Origin of the sequence: Paenibacillus nitricinens (assembly GCF_052056485.1) — a bacterium.
In the GTDB taxonomy this organism is placed as follows: Bacteria; Bacillota; Bacilli; order Paenibacillales; family Paenibacillaceae; genus Paenibacillus_AQ; species Paenibacillus_AQ nitricinens.
Window position 1 is genome coordinate 4,984,978 of the sequence record NZ_CP183948.1, and the last position, 26,802, is coordinate 5,011,779.

General features: G+C 45.3%; 14 protein-coding genes. 2 read left to right on the forward strand and 12 right to left on the reverse strand.

Features of this window, described 5'->3' with window-relative positions; translation table 11 throughout:
* Positions 1–30 precede the first annotated feature (30 nt).
* The 5 genes from ACN6KS_RS22185 to ACN6KS_RS22205 form a co-directional block, all read right to left on the reverse strand.
* Entirely contained in the window at positions 31–1,164 is a 1,134-nt protein-coding gene (locus ACN6KS_RS22185) for an SGNH/GDSL hydrolase family protein (RefSeq protein WP_440960493.1), read from the reverse strand.
* A 97-nt stretch (positions 1,165–1,261) separates the two neighbouring features.
* Positions 1,262–2,917: an extracellular solute-binding protein gene (locus tag ACN6KS_RS22190; RefSeq protein ID WP_440962431.1), complete on the reverse strand. Its 1,656-nt coding sequence runs from the start codon at positions 2,915–2,917 to the stop codon at positions 1,262–1,264.
* 108 nt (positions 2,918–3,025) lie between these two features.
* Complete coding sequence (locus ACN6KS_RS22195; RefSeq protein ID WP_341135450.1) at positions 3,026–3,922, reverse strand: carbohydrate ABC transporter permease; 897 nt, start codon at positions 3,920–3,922, stop codon at positions 3,026–3,028.
* A gap of 15 nt (positions 3,923–3,937) precedes the next feature.
* Positions 3,938–4,822 carry an ABC transporter permease gene (locus tag ACN6KS_RS22200; protein ID WP_143759569.1) on the reverse strand — a complete coding sequence of 295 codons (885 nt, stop codon included), beginning with the start codon at positions 4,820–4,822 and terminating at the stop codon, positions 3,938–3,940.
* A 322-nt stretch (positions 4,823–5,144) separates the two neighbouring features.
* Entirely contained in the window at positions 5,145–5,345 is a 201-nt protein-coding gene (locus ACN6KS_RS22205) for a hypothetical protein (protein ID WP_440960494.1), read from the reverse strand.
* A 99-nt stretch (positions 5,346–5,444) separates the two neighbouring features.
* Between ACN6KS_RS22205 and ACN6KS_RS22210 the strand changes: the two genes are divergently transcribed.
* Positions 5,445–6,368 carry a helix-turn-helix transcriptional regulator gene (locus ACN6KS_RS22210; RefSeq protein ID WP_341135452.1) on the forward strand — a complete coding sequence of 308 codons (924 nt, stop codon included), beginning with the start codon at positions 5,445–5,447 and terminating at the stop codon, positions 6,366–6,368.
* 145 nt (positions 6,369–6,513) lie between these two features.
* Here the strand turns inward: ACN6KS_RS22210 and ACN6KS_RS22215 are convergent, their stop codons facing one another.
* The 3 genes from ACN6KS_RS22215 to ACN6KS_RS22225 all read right to left on the reverse strand — a co-directional run bounded on the left by ACN6KS_RS22215 (position 6,514) and on the right by ACN6KS_RS22225 (position 13,819).
* Complete coding sequence (locus ACN6KS_RS22215; RefSeq protein WP_341135453.1) at positions 6,514–8,724, reverse strand: helix-turn-helix domain-containing protein; 2,211 nt, start codon at positions 8,722–8,724, stop codon at positions 6,514–6,516.
* Positions 8,725–8,992: 268 nt separating this feature from the next.
* The gene (locus ACN6KS_RS22220) at positions 8,993–9,838 is read right to left on the reverse strand and encodes an NAD-dependent epimerase/dehydratase family protein (protein WP_094877390.1); all 846 of its coding nucleotides are present in this window, start codon (positions 9,836–9,838) and stop codon (positions 8,993–8,995) included.
* Between the two features lie 84 nt (positions 9,839–9,922).
* Positions 9,923–13,819, reverse strand: coding sequence for a X2-like carbohydrate binding domain-containing protein (locus ACN6KS_RS22225; RefSeq protein ID WP_440960495.1), 3,897 nt, complete (start codon positions 13,817–13,819; stop codon positions 9,923–9,925).
* 371 nt (positions 13,820–14,190) lie between these two features.
* Here ACN6KS_RS22225 and ACN6KS_RS22230 point away from each other — a divergent pair, with 371 nt between their 5' ends.
* Entirely contained in the window at positions 14,191–15,033 is an 843-nt protein-coding gene (locus ACN6KS_RS22230) for a hypothetical protein (protein WP_094869497.1), read from the forward strand.
* 234 nt (positions 15,034–15,267) lie between these two features.
* Here the strand turns inward: ACN6KS_RS22230 and ACN6KS_RS22235 are convergent, their stop codons facing one another.
* The 4 genes from ACN6KS_RS22235 to ACN6KS_RS22250 form a co-directional block, all read right to left on the reverse strand.
* Positions 15,268–16,878 carry a response regulator transcription factor gene (locus tag ACN6KS_RS22235; protein WP_440960496.1) on the reverse strand — a complete coding sequence of 537 codons (1,611 nt, stop codon included), beginning with the start codon at positions 16,876–16,878 and terminating at the stop codon, positions 15,268–15,270.
* Between the two features lie 18 nt (positions 16,879–16,896).
* On the reverse strand, positions 16,897–18,609 hold the full coding sequence (locus tag ACN6KS_RS22240) for a sensor histidine kinase (RefSeq protein ID WP_179281557.1): 1,713 nt from the start codon (positions 18,607–18,609) through the stop codon (positions 16,897–16,899).
* Positions 18,602–20,161 (reverse strand): ABC transporter substrate-binding protein, encoded by a 1,560-nt coding sequence (locus ACN6KS_RS22245; RefSeq protein ID WP_440960497.1) that lies wholly within the window; start codon positions 20,159–20,161, stop codon positions 18,602–18,604. The genes ACN6KS_RS22240 and ACN6KS_RS22245 overlap by 8 nt, the downstream gene beginning before the upstream one ends.
* 142 nt (positions 20,162–20,303) lie before the next feature.
* Entirely contained in the window at positions 20,304–26,792 is a 6,489-nt protein-coding gene (locus ACN6KS_RS22250; RefSeq protein ID WP_440960498.1) for an S-layer homology domain-containing protein, read from the reverse strand.
* Between the last annotated feature and the right edge of the window lie 10 nt (positions 26,793–26,802).

A 26,802-nucleotide genomic window follows, 5' to 3' on the forward strand; every position in this document is an offset into this window, starting at 1 on the left:
GAGGCAGTATAATCCTTTCGGTTAAAATAATTAATTGTACATTAGCTTCAAAATACGCAGACTGGTGCCTTTACTCTGTTCATCCTTTTCCCCTGTAATTCGCACGGTTACTTGCAATTCCTGACGTTGTTCCTCGATTCCGAACATAGCAATAATAGGCCGAAACGCAAGCGGACACCATTCATCGAATAAGTGAACCGCATGAAAGGGACCGTCATTGAGTGAATATTCGAATATTCCACTATCCGGGCCGTAAAGCAGCAGCATCCCCACACTCTGTCCGGTTACTGTGTAAGAAAAAGATGCCTCTTTGCTGTCTGTATATAAATGCTCCGTTCCAAATCGCCAGTTCATCAGTGGATCATCAGGGGTAAGCTCGCGTAGCTCGAACCCATCTGCATGATCAGCGCCTCTGAAATCCAGTAAGTTACCATATTCATAATTCCGCTCCTCCAGAGGAGCAATACTTAACGCGCTTCCGGTATTTGAATATGTGTTGTCAAGCACAAGAGCTGCATCCAAATATTCCTGTAAGAAAGAAGCATACAGCGCATGTCCGTCATCATTGGGATGATATCCATCCGGAGCCATCTTGGTCCACTCCATTTGTCCGGCCTGGGTCTGTGCATAGACTCTAGCTGCAAAATTAACTGATGGAAGATCGTAATGCTCAGCTACTTCTTCGTGGACGGCAATGTTAAAGGGGTTGCTCCCCGACAGATTCTTCTCTGCTGCCGTATACAAGAAGCAAATGTCAGTGCCGGGCGACAACCGTCTGCACTGGCGTACAATGCCTTCCATACCTCTAATGGATTCTTCCCGGTCGTTGCCGTCATTGACGCTAAATTCAACGAATAGTAGATCAATCTTGCCGTATTGCAGGACATGTGACTGTAATCGGTGAGCGCCCAGCGTGGAATTCGTTCCACCCACTCCCGCATTGATGAAGCGGAATTCATGATTCGCAAATCGCTCCTGCAGATACTTACCAGTCAGCACTCTCCAGCTAAATATGTCCGCATCGGAAGCACCCGCCCCCTCCGTAATGGAACCACCCAAAAAGGCGACCGTCACCCGCTCCTTTCCTGCAAGTCTTACACTTGTATTCGGTAGTCCTCGTCTTGGAGCTACAAATTGATGATTGCAATGTTTCTCTTCTGTCATGACTGATCCTCCGTAAATAAAAATGTATATTTTCCTTGAAATCAAGAAATCAGGTGCTGGGGTATATCTTACAGCACCTGATTCTGATTTCAATATTTTATTTTTTAGAAGTTTCATAAGCCTTTTGCAAGATTTCGAGATAACGATCTAGCTTCAAGTCTTTCAGACCTTTTATATAAGCATCCCAATCTTTAGTAAGATCCTTGTTGCCCGTGATGAATTGAAGCTGATTTTGCTCAATGTAATTCTTAATATTGGTTTGCAGTAAGCTCGCTTCATCGATTTCGCTTGGATCAATCCAAATCGACCAGATTGGGAATAATTCTTTAGGCTCATGTCCTTCATACAGCAGAGTCGCATCATACAATCTGCGTTCATAACCGCTGGAAGCGTAGATGTCAGTAGCTTGAACGAAAGTATCACGGTACTCTTTTGGCATATAGAAGTGACCCATGCCGCTCCAGCCCGCATTGCGCGGCGCTTCGCCCTCCGCCATAGGAATGGTCTTGATCACTGGTTTAACATCTTTGTCCAGTGCTACATCGCCTTCTTCTGGATCCGTCCAATCTATGCCCTTCATACCGCTGCCACCATTGGTCTGTCCTTCAGAAGTAAACATATAGTCTACCATTTTAATTAAAGCGATCTGTGCTTCCTCGCTAGCTTTGTTGGTGATGACAAATTTCGCTCCCGGGGATACGCCACCTGCATCATGAGTCGCATAGGAGATACCTTCCGGTCCGCTAATCGGTGGTACAGGATTGTAGTGTGCCGAGCTTCTATTGCCCGGATCAATATTGACGAAAATCGCAGGGTGCATGCCCGCACCGGCGCCCAGAATTTCCGCATCGGCATTTTCACCGATTTTCTTGAAGGCTTCCGCATTCTGTGTGAATGCCCCTGGATCAATCAAACCTGCGTCAAACAGAGATTTGATATAAGTCAGGCCTTCCTTCCACTCCGGTGTGACAGCCGCCGATTGAACTTTTCCATCCAGCATATTCAGATAATTGCGGTCATCATCATATACAAATGCATTCATTAGGAATGGTACAATGCGTACACCAAACTCCTCAATGGAGCCACTCAGCGGCACTTCATCTGCTTTTCCATTCCCGTTCGGATCTTGTGTTTTGAAAGCTTCCAGCACTTGTTTGAATTCTTCGGTTGTCTTCGGCATTTCCAGATTCAGCTTCTTCAGCCACTCGGTATTAAGCCACATTTTGCTCGGATAGGAGCAGTGAAAGCACTCGGTGTAAGCGACAAGCCCGTAGATATTACCATCAGGTGCTGTGTTAAGCGTTCTCAAATTATCGTTCTTTTCCATAGCCGCTTTAATATTTGGAGCATATTTATCAATTAGATCGTTCAGAGGAATCAGTACGCCCTGTTTGCCATACTTCAGAAGATCTGCCTGTGAGAACTGATCGATATAGTGAGTGAGCAGGTAAGCATCAGGGTAATCGCCACTAGCAAGTGAGATTTGGCGCTTTTCCTTGGCTCCGTCTGAAGGGTTGATTTCCCATTTGAATTTAATATTGAATTTGTCTTCCACAAATTTCGAAAATTTATTGGTAGGAACATCGATCCCGGATTCCTGAACCGAGAACACGCTGATTTCCACCGGTTTGCTTGCTGATTCCGAGTTACCTGAGTCAGCAGGTGCGGAGGATGTGTTATCTGTATTTTTATTAGCACATCCGCTTAACACCACCGTAAGAATTAATACCAGCACCAATGACAAGGTCACCATACTTTTCTTCAAATCCGATCACTCCCTTTTATAATTTAGGCAGGTACGATATCTTTCTGTCATTTCACTGCGTGCCTCTCCCCCTCTCCAGATTCTGAAAGCTGTGAATTAGCCTTTAACTGAACCGACCAGCATTCCTTGGACAAAATAACGCTGAACAAACGGATAGATAACAAGTACAGGCAGCGTAGCGATAACTATAAGTGCATATTTGAGTAGCTCAGCAAGCTGCTGCCGCTCCACCATTTTCATTGCATCCATAGTACCTGCGCTGTTGTTCTGGATAATGATGCTTCGTAAGACAAGCTGAAGTGGAAACAAATTCGCTGATTTCAAATAAATCAAAGCGTCAAAGTAGGCATTCCACTGTCCTACCGCGTACATAAGGACTAACACCGCAATAATAGGCTTCGATAACGGAATAACAACGCTCCAGACAAACCGCATATCACTGCAACCGTCGATTTCGCTGGCTTCCAGCAGCTCCTCCGGAATGGAGGATTGAAAGAATGACCGGGCAATAATGACCTGCCATACCCAAATCGCGTTTGGTATCAGCAGTGCCCAGCGGGTATCAATCAAATGGAGTTCCTTCACGACCATATAGGTCGGAATCAGCCCGCCGCTGAAAATCATCGTAAAGGTGATGATCATCATCAAAGTGTTGCGTCCGAAGAAACCTCTGCGTGATAAAGGGTACGCGATCATGATCGTAAGCACAACACTGATGAGCGTCCCTGCGGCTGTATAAAAAATGGAGTTGCCGTAGCCTGTAATGATCTCAGGTGTATTTAGCAGAACCTTGAAACCTTTGAAGGAAATATCTACAGGCCATAACCAGACTCGGCCGGAGGTAACGGCTGCCGGACTGCTAATCGAGCTACTGATGATAAAAATTAGCGGATAAATCACCGCGATGACCACGAGGCTGAGTAGGATATAAATAGTGGTCAGAAATAGCTTATCGCCAGTTGATTCTTTAATTTTTTGTTGAACTGCTGCCATGTGGTTGCTCCTTTCCTACCAGATGCTGTTGTTTGTGATGCGTTTAGCCAAGCCATTCACCGTAAGCAACAAAATAAGGTTGATTACCGAGTTGAATAGACCAACCGCAGTTGCAAAGCTATAATTGGCGTTCAGCAAACCGACCCGGTAGACATAAGTGGCAATGATCTCGGAATTCGCCAGATTGAGCGGGTTCTGCAGAAGATAAACCTTCTCAAAGCCAATAGCCATGACATTCCCAACATTCAAAATCAGGATGATGACGATTGTAGGCACAATACCTGGCAGATCAATATAACGAATTTTTTGAAAGCGTGAAGCGCCATCGACTTTGGCTGCCTCATAAAGCGTAGGATCTATACCGGCAAGCGCTGCTAAATAGATAACGGCACTGTAGCCCGCAGTCTGCCAAATATCAGACCAGACATAAATCGAACGAAACATTCCCGGTTCTCCAAGGAAATTGATCGACTCCAAACCGAAGAAGTTGAGAGCGATGTTCGCAAATCCAAGACGAGGTGCCATAAATAGCATAATAATGGACACCATGACAACCGTCGAGATGAAATAAGGCGCAAAAGAGACCAGCTGGACGAACTTTTTGAACCTTCCCCCGCGCAATTCATTAATCATGAGCGCAAGGATAATCGGAATTGGAAATCCCGCCAGCAGCAGGTAACCACTAAGCATGATGGTGTTCTTGAGCAGCGTCCAAAACTGCGGATTATCAAAAAATAATCGAAAATTATGAAATCCAACCCATGGACTTCCCCATATTCCTTTAATCACGTTGTAGTCCTTGAAGGCTAGAACCGCATTCAGCATTGGATAATACTTAAAAATGAGGAAAAATAACAGAGGTGGAATCACGAGCAAATGTAGCTGCCAGTGCTTTTTCATACTTCTGCGAGCATTTTGTAAAAATACAGAGCCCCTACGCTTCGGTAACGACTTGTGGTGTAATACTATTTCTTTCTCCAGAACAATCCCCCCTAAGCAACCGCCATTAGTTTATGATAGCGCTTTCTACGAGTTGATCATAATTGACTTTTATCCCCAAAGAAAAGGTACACTTGGGCATTTCAGCGTACAAATAACCCTGTTCAGGGAGAACAAAATAGCTGTAGAACGGCCATTTTTCCGGAAACAGGGTTCGGACTCCGAAAAAAGTATTAGACTGACGATGCTTCATTAAGCTATACCAGCTAATAGTTTGTCAAGATTACCAGTAAAGTAGTTTCTTCGGATGATCAAAACGGTCAACTTCTCCATAGACGTTTAACTCGCACACAGATTTAATTCCCTTCTCTGTAGTACAACTCTCCAATAGATAGGCATCAGCAGCAGCCGTTTTCACCTTTCGAGGACCCTCTCTGGAGATTTCCAATCTGGACAATTCTACCGGCAGTTGAATAAAGCCCATGAGACAATTCAACCAACTCTTGATAGGATTGCGTTTGCAGAAATGCTATGCTGTTTTTGACAGTGCGCACTGTACATTTTGTTTTATTGGAGGTATACAATGCTCGACTTGCGTAAAATTGGAGCTTATATTTCGAAGCTTCGCAAAGACCAGGATCTTACCCAATTGGAACTTGCCGATCAACTGAATGTAAGTCATCAAGCGGTATCGAAATGGGAACGGGGCGAATCGCTACCGGATATCGGAACGCTTCCGCAGTTTGCAAGGTTATTCGGCAAAACGGTAGACGACATTTTAAATGCAGGAGACAATACAGAAAATCGGGAGCACCCGCACCTAGGAACGATCGTTGAGGAGATCGCAGAGAACAGGCCGGAACAAGTTGCAGAGATGGTCAATACCGGAGAGGCGGAGGTGGAGGAGCTTGTAGAAGTAGCGCCGTTTGTAAAAGCAAGCGCTCTGCATAAGGTTACAGAACGATTAGACAGCAGCGTCCTTAAGTTAGACGTGATCATGCGGCTGGCTCCGTTCCTTGGAACAGGCACATTGGATGAACTGGTTCGTCAGGCAGAAGAGGGCGAAATTGTGTGGAATACCATTACTGGACTCGCTCCGTTCGTCAGCAGCGACACATTAAGCCGACTGGTAGATAAATCGATTGACGGTTCCTTAGAAGTGCACAATCTTGTTGGGATTGCCCCGTTTCTTGGAAGAGAACATGTAGATCGGTTAGTACAACAAGCAGAAGAGGGCAGCTTGAGCTGGCATTCCATTCAAGGGCTGGCACCCTTTATTAGCAGAGAAACATTAAACCGTTTGGTAGACCGGGTTGAAGACGGCACTATCGATGCGGATCAGATCATAGGCCTTGCACCTTTTCTGGACAGTAAAAATCTCGAGAAGTTGATTAGTGGAGTCGAAGCTGAACATCTTAGCCCAGATCTGCTGGCAAGTCTTGCTCCTTTCGTCGATCAAGGGACATTGAGCAGAATGGTGACAAACTTATTAAATAAAGTAAAGTAGGATGCATAGACCGTCGGTGACAAGCTAACGGGAACGTTATTTGAACGACAACAGCGGCAGTCTAAGACTTTATTTATCAAGTCTTGGTCCGCCGCTGCTTCTTTTACTGGATCAGTCTAATACTTAATTTTTGCCAAACAACTGTTTACTCATCAATAGACTGTCTATAAGCGCTCGGTGAAACGCCGATTAACCGCTTGAAGGCCCGTCTGAAAGAATGTGAACTATTGTAGCCCACCCGAATAGCAATCTCATCAACCGTATACCGACTATCTTTGAGCAAAATCACAGCCTGATCCATTCTCACTTTTATCAGATGATCGGAGAAATTGACACCTGTAACCTCTTTAAACAATTGAGAAATATATTTTTCAGGCCGTTCGACCTGTTCGGCTACCCGGTACAGACTCAGCTCTGTATCCGAATAATTCTCTGCTGTATATTCCTTGATCTGCTTAATAATCTGAATATGAACATCCTTCTTTTTATTTGCAATAAGTCCGCACAGTTCTTCCATAATAACAAAAAATTCGGTCTGAATCATTTCGAGTCGTTCCGATGAACCAATGTCTATGACCCTCCGCTTCACACTCTCGATGTCCGGGTATTCTGTAAAAGCCTTTTGATCCAGAAGCTTAAGAAACGTCCCTTTTATTTCTCCAACAAGCTGTTGCTTCATTTCCATGGATAATTCACGCTGTTCCATGTTCTGGGCAACAATCGCACGGACAATCCGTTTAGCCTCTTCTAACTCTCCAGCCCGGATGGTACTGATCAGACGTTGCTCTGTATCCAGCGGATAATAGTAGGTCGTATTCTCATTTTGGGCTTCGCTACTCCATACAATTCCTTTTTTATTCATGTAGACGGCATATTCCAGAGCTTGCTTGGCTTGGTCAAAGGAAAGGCCGATTTCCGTTATTTCTGTAAAAAGATCTCCGAAGCCCGCCTGAGTAGTAATACGATACTCATTAAAAACGTACTGCGCCAAATTCTCCAGAATGCTGGTGATATTCTCTGCCTCATACGCTTTGTCATTCTCTTCTTCCTTGGAGAAAAACAGAGTTACCACTTTGTCGGAGCCCATATCCGTCATTAGTACTTCCACTCCGAGATCCGATAGGGACTGCTTCAGCAGCAACCGGGAAGCATTCAGCTCATTGAGAATCTCAACGCTGTCCATACCGGCATAGCCGTTAATCTGAACAATTCCTACATACCCAGTGTTCTGTTTCAAATTAATCCCCACCTGCTCAGCCGCTGTGAGAATCTCATCATGCGTTTTGAATTCACCTGCTAATAGCCGCTTCAGAAATGCATCCCTGACCAACGGAAGCTGACGATTAAGTTCGGTTTCCAGCAACTTGTTCTTAGTGATCATATTGGCAATATTTCCGCTTAAAAAGTCAAATTCATTCTTGGCGGAGGCCTCTTCCTTGCCAAATTGCTCCTTCATGACGCTAAGCATACGGTTGATTGGAGCGCTGTTACGGTAAGCTAATATTAGTCCGACTATCAAGCCGATGAGTAATGTTCCTCCCGTAATTTGTATGGACATTTGCTTGATCTTGTTAGCATTATCCATCAAAATAGGCCGGGGAATCCCTGTCTGGTATACCCATCCGTTCGAATCAGAACGAGTCGTGATCACTAGATCGTCTTCATAGAACTGACTAACCTTGGTTTTATCAAAATCCGAATCAGCGGTCATATGGGCCATTTTCTGCTCATCACTTCCCTGCAGGACAATCGTATTTCCTTCAGCATCGCTGATATGAACCCAGCCTCCGTATCGCTCAGTTAAACCAGATAACAGACTAGAAATGATTTTCTCGTCTATGATCACTACCGCGACAGCTGGTGAGGAATCGTTGAAACTATCCAGAGGGAGTGACTGCATATAGGTAATAACGGAGGTTTGCATGCCCCTGCTAACATAGTCACTGAGTGGCTTGATTTCACTGCGATGGGTTTTCTCAAGCACTTCTTTGGTCCAATCCTGTAGCGGAAGATCCTTATAGTTGAAATTAGAGTAGTAATGTTCCGGTCGGTAAGAAGAACCTGGGGTTAGAATAAGATTATAATTGGCGAGGTAAATATAATAGTTTTGCAAAAAATCATTCGTCTGACCGAAAGTCAGGACATTCCGCATCGTTCTCCAAATGCCATACACGTTCGTCTCATTGTCTCTTTCATTCATCAGAACATTTAGCTCCTGGTTGACTGCCAATTGCCTGGTAAACCCTTCTACTTCCGCCATGCGGCGCTCCAATATTTCCTGACTTTTCTGGAGCTGGGTGACCCCGTTCTCAATAGAGATAGACTCTGTCACAGAAATCGAAGTCAGATAGGACATATATCCGCCAATGCTGGGAATGACCAAAATGACTACATAGGAGATTAAGAATTTACGAAAGATATTGGAATATTTAAGCGTAGTGACCCCTCCCCTAATATCATTTCGATAGCGCTATCATTACCATAGATTAAAACATTTTACTTAATAGTCAAGTGTGCAAAACCAATTTTGCAGATGTTAAACCTAAAAAGCAGCGATATACGCCGTTATCACTGCTTTTTATTCACCATCCGAATTTTTTTATCTTTCCAGCATGTAAACCCTTCTACGCTTTACCCCTCGTATGGCGGGTAGAATGTGAAGGCACAAAACCGAATTCCTCTTTGAAACGATCCATGGCATATAAAGGCATATATTCTTGACCCGAAAAATGATAATAATCCAAATTATAATCATTCCCCACCAACGGGGTAAGGAGCTCAGCCACTGGCAAGTTGCTGCTAGCATCCGGCCCAACCAGATTAAGAGTTCTTACCCCCGGCTTGAGTGGAGATTCCAGTGCCGCAGTAATACCCTTCACTACATCCTCTGCGTGGACATGCCCCAGTGTGATGAACGGGAGCGTCGGCTTGGATCCAGTTTCCAAGACAGGAGAAATCCAGCCCTGGGAGGCTACAGCTCCAAAGCGAAGATTGATAAAGTCGGTATCTTTATGATTGCGATGAAAATACCGGGTCAACTCCTCGACCATAGCCTTGCTTAGCCCATAGGCATCCGCCGCCAAGCAGGGATGATCATCTGGGATAGGCAGCTCAAGCGGTATAAAATCCTCAGTGAGTCCACCCACCACGGCAATGGAGCTCGCTGTGATGAACTTTTGGCAACCGCGGTCCAGCAGATAACGGTACAATCTCCTTGTTCCCAATACATTAACAGCAAGGCTGTCCTCCTCAGTAGAGCCGCCAGTAACAGCAGCAAGATGAATCACCGCCTGAATATCATACGAGTCCAGCCTGCTCAAATCCTCCGCTGAATCAAAAGAACCCTGAACATAGGCAAAAGCCCCTTCCGGAGCTTGGCGTGACAGACAAATCACTGTATGTTTATCCGCCAAATGCTTGACTAGAGCCGTTCCGATAAATCCACTTGCTCCGGTAATTAGAAGATTCATGCTCTTCTCCCCTTCTTTTTCTCATCTCATATCATTCAGAAAAAAGGGGCCAAAGAAGGCCCCTCCGTTCATTCATCGCTCAACTTATTCTGTCCACTGTTCTCCGCCTTGCGTACTAGGCTTCGAGATATGGTCGGTCGAAGCCTCCTCAATATCACCGAATGCCCAGTGGGAGACTGGAACATCGTTCCACCCTGGCTGTGTGACACCCATAAGTGGGCCTCTGCCCAAAACTCTGTTGATAGCTGTAACGGCTTCCGCACGAGTAAGCTTGGAATTCGGGCGGAAAGTTCCGTCACTGTAGCCCTTCATTATGCCTATATCTTGGGCTTTCTTTATCGCCGCCTGTGCCCAGTGGCCGGTAATGTCAGAGAAGCCACGGCCCGATGTTGCAGAATCCGGGCTCAGCATGGCTGTTAAACTAGCCATTTCTGCACGCGTCAATGGTTGATTAGGTTTAAAAGTACCATCGATGTAACCGTTCATTAGTCCCATCTTAGCTACTTTGGTAATGGCATCTGCCCCCCAATAGCTGGAGGATACATCACTGAATATTACGCCTGATCCAGTGGCCTCTTTCTCAGCAACCTTCGCTAGGATGGTTGCCATCTCAGCACGGGTAATGGGAGCATCGGGTTTAAAGAAGCCGCCCGGATATCCGTTGATATACGCCGAATGTCGCATTGTCTCGGCATCCTCCTTCCCATCAGTTCCAGATGCCGGAGTTGGCGTTGGCGTCAGGGTAGGTGCGGATGAAGGCTGAGCGGGTATAGACGGCCCCCCTGCATCAGTCGGTGTGGGTGTTGCTGTCGGTGTTGGAGGTTCTGTAGGGTTCGTTGTTCCGCCATCACTGGTTGGGACTGTGAATTTCAATTGATCTGTCAGCATGAGATTACCTGATTTCTTCACAGCTTTAAGTGTGTGTAAGCCGCTTACCAATCCAGAAATACTATAAATCTCCTGTTGTGTCAGTCGGCTCTGACTATAAGTATTCACGGTCTGAATCCTTTGGCCGTCCACATAAATATCTACTTCACCTTGATCTGGACCCGTAGGTGTAATCAGACGGATTCCAGTGCCCTTGAAGGTATATTCAAAGGAATCGCCATCTACTGTCGTTGAATGCACATCATTAAGATAATCGCCACCAATAATAAAGCTGAGGGTCAACTTTCCGACTGGCTGTGATGCGAGATAAGATTTGTTCAATGTAACATGCTCACCAGCTACCGTATAATCGGTCCCTGGAACCAGATGATTTGATCCGTTCGTAATGCCAATGAAGCTTTCCGGCTGTTGTAGAAGTGTAATCTCAATGTCCTGCTGAGCAGAAGATGATTTATCAAAGCTCGCTGCGATCGGATTGATCATATTCGGAATCTCTACCTTGAGCATGTCAAGCAGCATGAATCTGCCCGATTTTTTCACAGCCTTAAGTGTGTGCTGGCCATCTGTAAGCCCAGAGATACTGTACAAAATCTGCTGTGACAATCGCCCGTTTCGATAAGCGCTTACCGTTCCCTTGAATTGATCGTCTATATAGATATCCATATCCCCTTGCGATTCGTCTACCTCAGTGAACAGTTGAATCCCTGTTCCTCTGAAGGTGTATTCGAAAGAATCACCGTTCTGCTCCGCATACTGCACATCGTCATTGTAGTCGCCCATTCCTCTTCCACTACTGCGGGACCAAGTACCGTTATATTTGATTCCCGGATCGTCGTTATTAACCATCACATAACGGATGCCTGTGGAATCGCTAATGTGTACCGCTAGTGTCTGTGGATCACCGGTGTTAAAGATGATGTTTAGACTTGCCAGGCCAGCAGGTTGCTGCGCAAGATATTCCTTCTTGATGGTCAATTTATCATTAGTCACCGTATAATCTTCTTCGCGCAGTGCCACTCCATTATTTTCAATAGCACTCAGCGTATTACCCTGCAGATTAAGCGTGACGGTGACATCCTTCTGTTGTTCCGTTGCTTTATCAAACCCAGCGGAAGTCGGAGTGATAGAACTGTTCTGACCCCCAGCCGGACTTTCTGTTGTCACTTTCAGCGCGTCGAGCAGCATATAATTTCCCGATCCCTTGCTCACCTTAAGCGTGTGAGGACCGTTAGAAAGCCCTGATACACTATAAAGAGATTGTTGTACCTCTCTCGGTCCACTTGTATACGCATTTACAGTCTGTGCTGTCTCATCATCCAATGTAACAACCATTTCTCCTTGCGATTCATGCCTTTCCGTCAGCAGCTCAATGCCCGTTCCCGTAAAGGTGTACTCGAAAGAATCACCATCTTTCTCGGTATAATGCACATCGCCATTATAATCTCCATGTTCTCGGGCAGAGCTTACCTGCCATGTGCCGTTGTATTTAATGCCGTTGTCATTATCATTAATGTAAACCACATCCGTAACGGTGGTATAGCTTGCCGAAGCCGAAGCTGAAGCTGAATCCGTAGCAGGGTCAGCCACAGAGTTGAGAGCATCCTCTTGAGGAGCACTGGTAGCAGTAGCCGAGGAATCCTTTATCGTAATGCTTAGATCCTGCTTCCCTTCAAGCAGCTCCTTGCCTCCATTTCGCTTCCAATCGCCGCTGTAGCGCATCCCTGAATCATCGTTATTGACAGCTGATGTGCCGCTTAATGCGGTTACTTTAAGCATACGAGAGGCATGGGGTTCAAGGATGCCACCGCTGAATTCCTTCTCAAAGGTTCCCAGCTCGGAATGGCTCCATAGGTCGCGCACTGAAGCCGGACCCTCAAGGCCAAGATCACTCCATTTGACTTTAACCTCCGCACCCCGACTACCCAGATTGAACAAAGCAACGCTGTAAGTCCCATCTCCATTATTGGCGTACCAGACCTGCTGTTGGGTATCCATCGACACTGGATGTCCAGGACGTCCGGCCTGATTGACGGCAATTACCTCATCATTGGTAAGCAGCTCTAGTCCATAACTATCCAGCCGTGTCATGTCATTCCCTGTATAGAGCGGTACGGAAGAAATGGACCAAAACGTCATCGCAGTCTTCCGCTCATCCTTGGTCAGACCATCCATGGAGCCGTTACCAACATTCAGGGAATCGAAGTCATTCCAACCGCCAGGGCCTGCATCCCGCCACCAAAGTGCTGCTTTGGGGAATAATCGGGAAATACTCGGCCATGCTGTCAACCCACTGCCGTCATAAGATTCAACATCCCAGTCAATTCGCCAACCGTTAGCATATTTTTTCCAGAACTCTACGTAATTGTGGTCGAGTGCCCAGGACAGCTCAAACCAGATGTTATTTCTATCCAAGGCTTTGGACCAAGCTTCTACGTCACCGCGTGCATCCCGGCTCAAGTTGTCAATCCCCGACCCAGGGGTTACGCTGTCGAATTTGACGAAATCGATTCCCCACTCGCCAAGCATGTCTGCAATGGAATCCACATACTTCTGGGCACAGGGATTCGTGAAATCAATTTTATAGGTGTAGGAATTCCAATAATCCATAATGGTAAGCGGCTTGGCTGTAATATCCTGAATACGACATTCGCCGCCTGTCCCATACACCTCAAGATTTCGGTTATATGCATCGATAGATACCCCCGGGATCAGATAGATCCCAATCTTTTGCCCATTATGATGAACATAGTCAATGACCTCCTGAAATCCGTTCGGATAAAGGACTTCACTAGGAATAGGCCTACCGTATTCATCCATATCGCCATTCCAGCCTGCATCAATATTAATGTATTCATATCCATGGGCCTGCAGCTTCTCATGCATCGCGTCCGATTGCTTCTTAACGCTCTCCGCCGATGTCCAGTTTCCTGCCCCATCATACACCTGCATACTGTAACTGCTCCAGCCCATATACGGCTTCTGAGCCATACTCTTCTCCGCCGCTTGCGCCACGTTACCTTTCATTCCTGTAAATCCGAACTGTGCTGCTGCAATAATGAATACTAGCAGACTCATACCCAATCTTTTTCCCATTCGCTTCAAATCATCCTTACCCCCCTCATGAAATGTGGTCAAAATTACTTTGATAGCGCTTTCTTTCGGGAAGATCATAATTGAATATGGATTTCCAAGATAGGTACATTTCGGAATTTTACGTACAAATAACCCCAAAATAGAGGGGCAAATAAACAGCATAACAGACATAATTCCTGCGATTCGAAGGAACTTAGTAAAAACACTGTAACTGTACCCTGGTTATATTTGGACAATCCTAAAACAAACTCTTGTTTCCTTGTTCCAGTGATGAAAATCACTTACTATATTGGTAAAATAAAGAATAATTTAAAGATACAAACGTCACAGTAATAACCGATGAATGATATGCTGAAGAAAGGAAGATCGCATTGAAGTTGGATTTGGATGGATTAAATGCCGATTCCTTAACGTGTATGCTTAAGGCATCTTTTTCATTGGAAAATTGGGATGCTATGATTGAAGTTGCGGACAAGCTGATCACACAGATTGCAATTATATATGAGACAAGCAGTGACACAATGAGAGAACAAAACCTGAAGCGGAGTGTTCCTTATTATTTTGGATTTAGCTTATGTTCAAAAGGAATCGCACTGCAAAAGCTCGGTAAGTATTCTGAAGCTAGAATGTGTATCTTAGAATATTCTAAATTAGACTGGATCAAAGGGTTAGATGAAGAAGGACATAATGAAGTCAACTATTACCGTAATATCGCAAAAGCCAATGCCTACGTGCTAGATCTTCTGGAAGGCGAGACTGGAATCCTAGAGGAGTATGTTGAATTTATTAGAAACAGTGCTGAGGAAGAATTACTACCGGGACTAATTACCATCTTGGAATCCTCCATAAAATATAACTATTCCGTAGATTGGATTCTGAGAGAATTCGAAATAAACGCTAATGACATAGGAGCACGAGGAACTCAAGAGAGCATTAGATATTTTGTGGATTACAAATTCTTGCTGGCGATGTACCATTACAAACAGAAGAATATGTGTAAGGCGATAAACACAATTCTGGAAACCTTACTATTAAGTATTACGCTGAAAGATGACACAGGCTTTAAGAAAGCAGCGGCATTATTTGAGATCCTTAGAGACAAGGCTAATCAATCACAGCTTCAAGTGCATCACAACATAATGAAAACTATAATAGAGAGGGAGTTTACTAATGAAAATGAAAATGTTCTTCCTGACAGTCGTAGTCTTGATTAGTTCCAGCTTAATGATTGCCTCTGCAAGTGCTTCTGCTGTCGATTCGGGTTCCACCATTTACACCGTTAACAATCACGGAATGGGTCATTGATTGAATTTTTATAAGTGGATTATACAAAGGAGCGATCATCCAATAACCGGATGGTCGCTCCTTTGTTTGTAAATGAACATGATAGATTAGCTAAAATTCAAAGTCCTCAGAATCATGCAGGATTATCTCGCTATAAATCCTCTTTATAAACTGTTCTTATACTCTTGCGGCGTCTTCCCGTATTGGGATTTAAACAACTTAATAAAATACTGCGGTTTCTGATAGCCGATTTCATGCGCAATTTGACTGATTCTCAAATCCTTGTACTTCAACAATTGAACCGCCTTCTCCATTCGCAAGCGGAGCACATAGTTCGAAAAGTTCTCTCCGGTTTCCTGTTTAAACAGGTTAGATACGTATACGGGATGAAGATTAACATTATCGGCTACCGCTTGAAGAGTTATATCTTTTATATTTCCTTGGATGAACCGGCGGATTCGCTCCATCAGATCAGAGCGTATATTGTCCGAACGTCTGTCACTGTAGGCTTTGATTTGGACATAGCTGCTGAAGGCCCATTCTTTTAACGGTTCATCACTCCAACTGGCATCCATTTTCAGCATCTTTTCGATATCTCTTCCAAACACCTCAAAGATTCGTTTACCTTTCTTATGCAAATAATAAGCGTATGCTTGCAGCAGGGTAACGTATATTTCAATCCCGTATTCACGGGCTCCACTTCCCGCCCCTTCAAGTTCACTGAATATCAGTTTCAGCTTACTCTCAAATGCCGTCCATTGCTCGATATCGATTAATTCCATTAAAGTCTGGGGGCGATAAAGCTCTGCCAGCGGCTGGATTTCAAACATTTCTTTCTTTTGCGTCACATGAAAAAAGCTTTCCGTTTGATAGCCAATATAATCGGTATATATCGATAAAGCAGAATGGTACATGGATAGAATATCTTTTGGGAAACCTCCCCAATCGCTTATGACCAGGGAAACCTTCGATTTTAAATACAATTTGATCTGATGTTGGGAGAGTCTGGCCAAGTCTTCTATGATCGCAGAGTCCGCTTTGTCTGGTTGCTCTATATTGGTTTGAACCAGAAAAATCAAATAATCATGTGAATCTTTACAGTGCATGATATTAAATTTCTCCGAAAAAACTTCTTCTACGATGTTATACATAGCATATTCAATCAATGAGAGGCTATAAAGATCCGTATTTGAGTAATCCTCCTCCACCCTCATACATAAGAGAATGGTCTCTCTCTCAACAGAAAAGGGAAGTCCGTATAGTTGAATCTTGTCCTTCAAAACAGATAAGGGATAATTTTTACCGGAGATCAAATCAAACAATAACATTTCTCTTAATTTGGGCAAACTCTCCCGGAAACGGTAAACAAATTTTTGCTGATTTAACAATTCATTTCCTTCTTCTGTAATTTTAACGATAATATTGCGAAGAGTTTGCTCCAGTTCCTCGTTCGAGACTGGTTTGAGCAGATATTCAGCTACTTGCTGTTGGATAGCTTCCTTCGCATATTGAAATTCATCATAGCCGGTTATAATAACGGCCTTCGTATTTTTCCATTTCTGATTTATTCGGGCGATCAATTCGAGCCCTGTCATTCCGTTCATATGAATATCCGTGACCACAATATCAACGGAATGGTAATTCAGCAGCTCCAGGGCCTCCTCGCCGGAATATGCCTTATAGACATTGGTGATCCCCATTTGCTCCCACGGAAGTCCTATCGCCAGGCTGTCAACCAAATGGGTATGATCGTCTACGATTAATATTTGGTACATCCCTTCCCCCTCCTTAGGTTAAGACTCACCTTCCCTACTGCTCCAACATAATTCTACGCAAAGTCCACCTAGCTTCGATTGACTGAGCAGCACGCCTGAGTCACCGCCATACATCAAACGCAGGCGTTGATGGACATTTTTGAGTCCGGATTCTATTTCTTCGTTAGTGGACTGAATCTTCATTCTGATAGATTCGATCACTAAATAATCAATTCCTGTGCCCGTATCCTCAACGGATACATGATTCATGCCTTCCTCTCTCCACACGCGGATATGAATCATTCCATAGTCGGAATGATTATTGAACGAATGAAGGATTACATTTTCGACAAGCGGCTGAACAATTAACCGCGGAACTTCCAAGTCTTCCATCTGCGGCTCAACCTCAATATGAAATTCAAAATCATCTCTTAACATACAATGTATTTCCAGATAAAAATGAATCAAATCCAGCTCTTCTTTCAGCCGTACCATCTTATTCCCCGTTTTAGTCGTGTAACGATAGTACTTGCTCAAATTCATAGTCATCGAAACCGCTGCCTTGTCTTCATTTAACTCAATCATACTTTTGATATAAGCAAGGGTATTGTATAGAAAGTGCGGATTGATCTGCGATTGCAGCTGCTTAAGCGTCGCATCCTTTGACCGGAGTTGCTCTTTGTACACATCCTCGATCAGCTCCTCTATTTTTGACGCCATGGAGTTGAATTTTTCATACAACAACCGATATTCCCCTTCAGGTTTGTCCGACATTCTTACGGAATAGATGCCCTTCTCGATCAAGTTCATGTTCTTGAACAGTTTTCGGAATGGAATTTGAATATTCCGGTACATCACAAAGGCAAGATATGCCCCCATAAACAGAAGCATACCGCTTATCACATAAAACATAGTCTGGTTCCGGCTGATAGGTGCCATAATATCACTGATAGGTACATAATCAACAAGATACCACCCTAATGATTCCAGTTTTTGATAATGAACCTGAAACCTCGTCTTATCGGATTTTAGCAGCATGTATCCACTTTCCAACGAGTGGTCGATCTCTCCAAGCCGGGGAAGAAATTCATCAATTTGATTAACATTTACGGAATAATTATAAATAGGATCCATTCCTGGATGGTACAGAAACGGATCTCCCGAACCATTCGTTTTAAATTCAGATAGAGCTCTCCGCAATTCTGCTACACCAAATTTAAGCACGACTCTCATATGCGCCTCGCCTGACTCCGCTGATTTTTCGGGATAAGACAATATCCCTAGGAAATAATCCTCATTAGAATCGGAATAGTATTGCCAAAATGTATCCTGCGCAGGAAGTACTTTTGGGAGTGCATTCAAGCTGGAGTTACTTTTGATGACAATTCCGGTACGAGGATAGAGGACTGCGATCACTGCTTTCCAGTCTCCATAACCGGCAAGACGGTTTATCTCTTCAGAGACAGTTCGGTTGGTTCTGTATTTATCCAGAACATCATCAAGCAAATCAGGATAGGCCAAATTTCGTACATCTGTACTTTCATACAGCATTTTCTTATAGGTATCCAGCCGGAAAAACAACTGATCCAACTGATTAGCGAACGTTTCAATCTGATATTGCTTTACCTTAATAATCTCCTCCGTCAGTACATCCTTGCTTGTTCGATTCGACACTGCAAACAGGAGCAGGATCGGGATAAGTAAAATCAACAAAGTGGCAATTAGTTTTGTGAATATGCTGAATCTACTCATGATCAATCGTCCTCTCAAATCCGGGTTCAGCATCTGGATGCCCACGCTCAAATTCCGAGAACTGCTTCTTTAATTCGGTAAAGACAATGTCAAAACCTGCCTTCTTAAGATCTGTAATTGCATCTTGATAATATTCTTCATAATTGGCTAATCCAAAATTGATTGGCTCGAATTTTTCCTTATAGACAGCCATTACCTGCGCTATCTCATTCTTGACAGACGCCTCATTGAAATGAAATCCGAATAGTTTGGAAATGCGGGAGTTCTCGTCATTTTTGAGCAGGTCATGAATAATATCGTCCTCTACACTGGCAGGTGCGATAAAATAGTCCTTATTTCGCCACATCCATTCGTACATCAGCTGGTCATTGGTTAATTGCTTAATTTTACCTTTTTCCAATTCATAATCCTTACCCTCTACTCCATAAATAATAAAATTATAATTCTCTTGGGTTTGCAGAATCCAATTCATAAACATCATTGCGCGTTCAGGATTTTCCGCTGCGGCCGTAATCATAAAGGCTTCGTTACTTGGGGTAGTGATAAACTTTGGTTTCTCCTTAGCAAGATAATACTCGCGGAGCCTCGCATTTGGATCGGCATTCCGTACCGTTTGCAGGTTCTCCATCGCCCTCGAGACTGCACCTACCCGGAAAAGAAGCTTACCAGCATTCTCCTGATCGATCTTCGCTGCCGGATTACCCACCAAATTCTTATCGATGATCCCCATCTTCACCCATGATTCTCGTAAATGAACTACTTTTTTGTATAAATCAGACTCTACATAACTCAAAATTTCTCCAGAATCCTCATCAACCATAAATAACAGCCGCTCATCCAATGAAGAGTAGTTTCGATCTGTCAATTCACGCCACAACATTTCATGTCCTCGGTCTGTTTCCAGATAGCCATAATAGCTTGGATCTATCAGCTGCATTCTTTCATAAAACAGTTCTAAATCAGCGATTGTCTTAATTTCTGACATGCCGACCTTCTCCAGTAAATCCTGGCGGACCATGACTGAAGAGAATTTCCCCGCAGAGGTAAATGCCTGAGACGGTATCGCCCAAAGCTTGCCATCGATCACGTTCTGCTTGAAGTTTTCTTCGGGAATATGTTCAATAAGATCCTGTCCATATCGATCCAGAAGCTCATCTAAAGGTTGAATATAACCTTTATAGACAGTGACGAAGGGTGCGCCATACCAGAACAGATCATATTTTTCTCCAGTAGATAAGGCCAGCTCCAGTTTTTGCTGATAATTAGACCATGGAATATAAGTCAACTCAAGCTTCATATTTAAATCTTTTTTAAGCCTCTCATTCAATTCATTTTCAACGAAATCACCCATACGTGCCGACAAATCGCCAGGCATAATCACCTTTAAGGTGACGAAGGGTGCCGGTGCATCTGACGTCAGCTCATTTACTGCAATAGCATTCTGTAAACCTTGCGGACCGGATACGTCCGGGCGGAAGTATTCGCTGTACAACATATAGATTATGGATAGAAAAAAGATCGCAATTATAATAGTGACAGCGGGCTTCTTCATGAACCGCTACCTCCTTCACCATAGAGCCTCATTGCTAGTCTACACTAAATATATGAAAGCGGATACAATATGTATATACCTCTGAGTTGGAACAGGAGCACATGAATTTCATATCATGTGCTCCTGTATTTCACTCAACTATTCAGTTTATAAATTGGACATACTGCAGCAGCCGTTTAATCATGACAGCAGCTTCTGCCCGGCTTGCATGGGCAGCTGGATCGATTATTGTTGCAGATTTCCCCTGGATGATTTGAGCAGTGAGCAGGGCGGCTACCGGATGTTTTGCCCAAGAACTGACTGAACCGTTATCTGTATATTTCCTGAGAATAGTGTCAATCCCATCACTTGCCGGGACGGATTTGTTCACATAATCCAGCGCTCTGGACAGCATGACAGCCATTTGTTCACGGGTGATTTCTTCACCCGGTCTAAATGAACCATCACTGAAGCCTTCAATGATTCCTGCCTCAGCCGAGGCTGCAAGTGCCCCCGCGTACCAGTCTCCTGTAGATACGTCCTTAAAGCCGGCTACCTTACCTAAAGAATTAAGTCCCAAGGAACGGACGAGAATAGCCGCGAACTCTGCGCGGGTTACCGGATTATCTGGTGAAAAGCTGTTAGCTCCAACACCGTTTATAATCCGCTTGGAGGCCATTAGTTCGATGTCTGCTTTTGCCCAGTGGCCTTGAAGATCAGCGAACGTCTTAGTGCCCGAAGCTACCGTATAAATACTATTCCCGTTCCGTTTGATTACAGCTTCGGTAATCCCGCCATTATCCAGCAGTAGGGCTGGAACAAAGCTGAATGCCGTTGTATCCGGACTGAACAGGAGTGCAGTGGTTTTCTTCGCATCAATTGATCCCGGAAGAGTAAGGGTGCGTTCGACATAGGTGCTGCCGAAGCTGTCCAGCTCAGTCGACAGACCGTTTACTTGCGCAATGATTTTGTAATCGAATGCTGGAGTGAGCAAGGTCAGACCTTCTTTGCCGGCCTGCTCAGACAATAGCTCTGCCGTGCTGCCTGAAACCCGGTCTATAACTATACTTATGGTCATATCTGCCGGGCTAACGCCAAGCTTCGCCGCTAATGCCGCTACTCCCAGAACTTTGACCGGAACCTTGTAGCTTCCGAAATCCGTCTGAATCACAACGGATGCTTCCGGCAATTCATCCACCACACCTGCAAACGCAGAGGATGGAATGTTAACCTTCACACTTCCGCCGTCACTCTTCAGTTTAATGATTACTGATCCTGATTTGGCTGCAGCCGGATTGTTCTGAAGGGCTAGGAAGGCATCCTGTAGCTTCTTCACATCAATGGCTGCTATTGTTTCGCTTACACCATCCTTATTCGTTGTCCGTTTAAACGTTGCCCCATCCAGCTCCAGAATGATTCCATTATTCTGGATTACGGGTGCTGGTGTTGCAGGAACTGGCGTCGCAGATACAGGTACTGCTGATGTCTCTGCTGGCGGCGGTGTTGATGTGGCTGGTGTCGAAGTCGGTTCAGGTGTCGGCGTCGGTTCGCCTCCAGCAGGCGGGTTCGTATCCGCTGTAACCGTCAGCTTAAATTGCTTTTCTAAATTGCCGTCGGAAGACTTCGCCGTAATAACGGTTTGGCCGACACCTACTGCTGTGACCAGGCCTGCGGCGGATACATAAGCAACTTTAGGATCTGCCGATGACCATACGACCCTTGAATTACTAGCTTCTGCCGGAACTACACTGAGCTCAAGCTTCTTGCTTGCACCTGGAGCCAATTGCAACTGCTCCGGCGTATTCGCCGTTAAGCCTGTAACCCTTACTGGGGTTTGGGCAGAACTATTCGCTACATCTACGCTGCCCAAGCTCAGCCAGCCGCTTTCACCCATCTCAGCATTTGCGAAGCGGAATGTTTTGGCATCAGCATTAATTTCCTCAAGTGGATTCACATAGCGTAACAATATTTCATAGCTTCCATTACCTAATTGCGGATTATCAGCCGATACAAACAGCTTGTTGTTATCAAATCCATTCGTATTCGGAAGAATGTCTTTCAGATCCCAATCCGGATTCCAGATTTTAATGATGTCATTTCCTGATTTGGCTGCAAGCTCTACCTTCCAGTTGTAGTAGAACGGCGCTATTCCTTTGTTCTCAAGCTCTACTCCCACTTTCAGCTTTCCATCTGAAGCGTCCAGATAAGCGGTGGGCACATAATATTCATATCCCATCCTGCGTGAACCTTCAGTGGCTCTCGCCAAAGATGCAGCATCCAACGGAGTCTGGAATATCCCCTGGGCAATCAGCCAGGATGCATGGGTCAAGCCCAGGCTGGTGTAATAATCCTCTCCCTGCGCCCCTTCGATCGGAGTTGACGGTTCATTGTATTTTGGCGGATCATTATTCCACATCTTCACCTGAATTTCCGGTCTCATCTCGCCACCCATAACGTTGTTCTTCCAGAACTCAGTCACTCCTGCGTCATTCACTCTGCCCCAGAAATGCCAGCCCTGTCCGCCCAGGCTTGGCGGGAGTGTCTGGAAGGCAAAAGAATCATCATGATAACCGACATCGAAATTTCTGGTCTTAAGTGTGCTGTTGTCCATCGGATATCTTAGGACGAGCTGTGTTTGGTCGAAGGCATTGTCCATAGCGGTAAGAACACGCTTCAGGTTAGCATCGGTTGGCATCAGGTTAGGCGATTTCAGATTCCCGTCATACGGATACGTATGCCATTCGCCCCAGAAGCCAATTAATCCGATCATCACCGATCCGATCCGCGGGTCGCCGTCATAACGATTTCCAAGCGCGTTAATGAAATTATCCAAAGCGCCCAGTAAATGCTCATCATTATAGTCAGGCGCTAAGCTCGCGGCATCTTTGCCATTGTCGAATTCATCATAAGCATAAGTCTTCAGCCCTTCGTCCAGCAGGAATTTCGGTATACCTGAAGGTTTGTTCGGGTAGTCCAAATACACCCTGAACACGGATTGATTACCTCTGGAGGCTACCGCTGCTAGCCGTTTATCCAGCTCAGACCAATCAAAGTCATTCAGATTGTTCATCAGCTTGCTAAGCGGCAAATAGAAGAACTCCAAGCTGTAAGGCAGCTGTGTAGGACGATCTCTCCAATCATCACCTACTTTGAAATAAGCCTCCTCCGAAGCATCGTAGAATGGCAGAAACCCCTTGAGCGGATTATCAACCGGTGCCTGCGCATACTTTAAGATATGAGTTCCGGCCGATGTTACCCAATCTGGCTGACTTGGATGATCAACTGGAGGGTTCTCCGGCCCTTCTCCAGATCCGCCTGTTCTGCCCGCTAATGCATATAATCCAATCTGGTCGATGCTGAGGACATTATCAGCCTGATTGCCAGGACCGAAACCAAACTGAATTTGCAGCACCTTGCTTGCGTCGAACGATGCATCGCAGGCAACGCAGCCTTGCCACTCGGACTGGGCAAACGCGCTCCATGGGATTCTCACCATTCCTGTGTAGCCTGGGGCAATCGACAGGGAACCTCCACCAAGAGTGGATGCCTTCCAGCCTTCTGCTGCATTGTAGAGTTTGACGACGCCTCCTGCTTTTAACGAGAACTCACCTTTCGGCGCATCTGTTACAAGCGAGATATTCAAATCCATATTTTTATTGCTTGATGATGTATGGTTGATCCAGAAGGTAAGTCCATCAAAGGCCGACCAATCCGAATCCGTTCCGGTAAACGCTGCGCGTTTGATATTGACCCAATCGGAGGCAGCTTTGCCCGGTGGAGGCGTAACAGAGAATTTCATCGCCTGACTGCCATTCGAATAATGAACCTTATCAAGCGTGCGAAGTGTAGAAGGTTCACCGGATTCCCAGTCTATTCTCCAAACGTTCTGCAGAGCGGCATCATCTGTGTACGATTCGAAATCCTCCAATACTTTATCAGCGCGATAGAGTCTGATGTCATCAATTGTGATCACGTTATGAACATATCCTGCTGGCGGATATCCGAACTGAAGCCCGGTTACTTCACTAGGATCCAGCACAGCAGCGCAGTCGGCCTGAACACCATCGCACTGCCAAGCAGATTGTACGAATTGATCCCACGGGATTCTTACAACGCCTTTGAATCCGGCCGGAACATTAAGCGAGCCTCCATTAAATGCCGCTGAATGCCAGCTTCCATCCGCAGCCATCTTCAAGGCAGCCCCGCCATCTTTCAGCCCGAACTCTCCATTCGCTACAGGCGTCTGCAGCGCAACGTTTAAGCTGAAATTCTTGTTATCCGTTGTTGTATTGTCCACCCAGAGGCTTAATCCGTCATAAGCGGACCAATCTCTTAGCTCCGCAGGGATGGCATGAATGATATTCGACCAATCCGAATCCGGGATTGCGACCGAAAGCTTGAGGCCTTTGCTTCCGCTCGCTTGGCCCAGCGCCCGTGTAACCGAGCCTGGCATATCGCTCCACGCTTCTGTCCAAGCTTGCCCAAGAGCAGCATTATCCCCATAAGATTCGAAATTCTCAATCAGTCCTGGTGTTTCTGTACCATTACCCGGATTAGTACCAGGGTCAGTTCCAGGTCCAGTACCGGGATCATCATCTGAGTCATACTTATCAGTGAAGTAGATTTCATCAATATATATGGTACCTGTAGTATCCCAAGTAGCTTGTGCTATCGCCACACTCCAGATCGTCTGCGATAAATCCACTCCATGGGCAGCCAAGTCGATAACGATATCTTTATAGCTGGTTGTTATCGTATCTCCACTGAATTGGCTGAGTGTCTTTGTTACGCCGCCGATACTGATACTAACCTGATTCTCCTCGCCGCCAGCAGCTCCCTTCACGCGGATGACCAGTTTCCCCGTATCTGAAAGATTCCGGCCGATGTTGGTTTCTAGCCGTGACATATTCTTATACTGCAGGACCAGTGCGCCATCTTCGATAACACCAGCGCCGTTCCCGTTGGCGAAACCGCTCGAACCTGTCCATTGATTCAGATCATTTTGGGTGCTTCCGGACCACGTCCGGGTACCATCATAATCATCCACAAGCAGACGTTTTGGCGGCAGCGGTGGTGAAGTCGGAGGTGTTGTTGAATGACTCTCCCCGATTAATACGGGACCCAAATTGAGCCAGCCTTCTGTGTCTTGGTCCGTATTCGCAAATCTCACCTTTTTAGCCTTATTGCTAATGGCCTCTAACGGATTAACGACCTTCATCACTAAATAATAATAGCCATCATTCAAATCCGGAGCAGAAATAGAAGTATCGAAATAATAGGGTTCACCAAATGGGGTGTACTGCGGATCACCAGGAAGATTCCATTCAGGATATGTCCTGATTTGCAATGGCATGACCTTTGTCATATCCCATGAGGTATCCCACTCTTTAATAAGCTTCCCGGATAAATTCTTTACTCCCAGTTCTACTTTCCAAGGATATGCGAAGGGAGCAACGCCATTATTCTGAATGGCTACTCCGACCTTAAGCGGAGCACCTTGGGCAACATTATTATAGTAGGCACTCGTCACATTTAGATCGTAGCCCATCTTTCTCACGCCTGCGGCTACGGCCGGATCATTGGCATTATAGTTGCTGATACCGCCTTGGTTAATCATCCACGTTGCATGAGTCAGTTCAATATCATCCATTGCATTATCCACATTAGTGCCGCCGCTGAAGAAGTTGTTCTGAATTTCCGGCCGTACTTCTCCGCCAACAGATTGCGTGATCCATTTATTCTCCGAACCAGCTCCCAGCATTTTGGTCAAAAACGAGTAATAGGTTCCGCCCATACTCTCCGGCTGGGTTACACTCTGCAGCGGATCACCTTCCTTATACCCGAAAGAGTCATCATGGTATCCGATATTGAACTCCGATGCGCCCGGCAAGCCGGGATACCGGACCTCAAGCTTGGTTTGATTGAAAGCAGAATCATAGGCATTGAAGATTGTTCCGATGGTTTCAGCATTAGGCATATAGTTCGGCAAACCATCCGTTTCATCCTCATCATAAGGGTAAGTATGCCACTCTCCCCATAGCCCAACGAGGCCCATATGAATAAATCCGATACGCGGATCTCCGTCATATTTTGCACCGAAAGCCCGGATAAAGTTCGTCAAATAAGTTACCATAGCAGGGTCATCGTAATCAGGCTCGATCTGGTTAAAGGTATCGTTATGACGCATTGTCACTCCACTGTCATGAATGAAATCCGGTATTGCATCCTCTTTGCCCGGATATTCAAGATATACCCTGATCGCTGCCTGATTCCCTCTTGCTGCAATCGCATTCAGCGCTGGCTCTATACCGGTATCAAATGTGTATGAATCAGGGCCGTTCATCACTGCTTTCAGAGGGACATAATACCATTCCAGGCTGTGGGGGAATGAGGTCTCCGTTTCCCAAGGATAGAAAGGTGCGAACCCTTTCAACGGATTGTCGAGCGGACTTGGGGCATACATCAAGTCATGCTTGGTTAGTGTACTATCCACTGCAGGGCTGGGATATGGATTAGAGGGTACACGCGCCTGCTCCGGGTCCGCATTGACTGTGCCGGCAGCATTCCCAAAGAACGTACTCAGTAACAAGCATACGATGAGCAATACTTTAAATGATGCCTTCCTAGTATATTGAACAGATAATAGATTCATAGAACCTCCT

What these genes read in the sequence shown, in the direction of transcription:
- ACN6KS_RS22185 (WP_440960493.1), bottom strand. Translation starts at nt 1,164, where the DNA reads ATGACAGAAGAGAAACATTGCAATCATCAATTTGTAGCTCCAAGACGA.
- ACN6KS_RS22190 (WP_440962431.1), bottom strand. Translation starts at nt 2,917, where the DNA reads ATGGTGACCTTGTCATTGGTGCTGGTATTAATTCTTACGGTGGTGTTA.
- ACN6KS_RS22195 (WP_341135450.1), bottom strand. Translation starts at nt 3,922, where the DNA reads ATGGCAGCAGTTCAACAAAAAATTAAAGAATCAACTGGCGATAAGCTA.
- ACN6KS_RS22200 (WP_143759569.1), bottom strand. Translation starts at nt 4,822, where the DNA reads ATGAAAAAGCACTGGCAGCTACATTTGCTCGTGATTCCACCTCTGTTA.
- ACN6KS_RS22205 (WP_440960494.1), bottom strand. Translation starts at nt 5,345, where the DNA reads ATGGGCTTTATTCAACTGCCGGTAGAATTGTCCAGATTGGAAATCTCC.
- ACN6KS_RS22210 (WP_341135452.1), top strand. Translation starts at nt 5,445, where the DNA reads ATGCTCGACTTGCGTAAAATTGGAGCTTATATTTCGAAGCTTCGCAAA.
- ACN6KS_RS22215 (WP_341135453.1), bottom strand. Translation starts at nt 8,724, where the DNA reads ATGTCCTATCTGACTTCGATTTCTGTGACAGAGTCTATCTCTATTGAG.
- ACN6KS_RS22220 (WP_094877390.1), bottom strand. Translation starts at nt 9,838, where the DNA reads ATGAATCTTCTAATTACCGGAGCAAGTGGATTTATCGGAACGGCTCTA.
- ACN6KS_RS22225 (WP_440960495.1), bottom strand. Translation starts at nt 13,819, where the DNA reads ATGGGAAAAAGATTGGGTATGAGTCTGCTAGTATTCATTATTGCAGCA.
- ACN6KS_RS22235 (WP_440960496.1), bottom strand. Translation starts at nt 16,878, where the DNA reads ATGTACCAAATATTAATCGTAGACGATCATACCCATTTGGTTGACAGC.
- ACN6KS_RS22240 (WP_179281557.1), bottom strand. Translation starts at nt 18,609, where the DNA reads ATGAGTAGATTCAGCATATTCACAAAACTAATTGCCACTTTGTTGATT.
- ACN6KS_RS22245 (WP_440960497.1), bottom strand. Translation starts at nt 20,161, where the DNA reads ATGAAGAAGCCCGCTGTCACTATTATAATTGCGATCTTTTTTCTATCC.
- ACN6KS_RS22250 (WP_440960498.1), bottom strand. Translation starts at nt 26,792, where the DNA reads ATGAATCTATTATCTGTTCAATATACTAGGAAGGCATCATTTAAAGTA.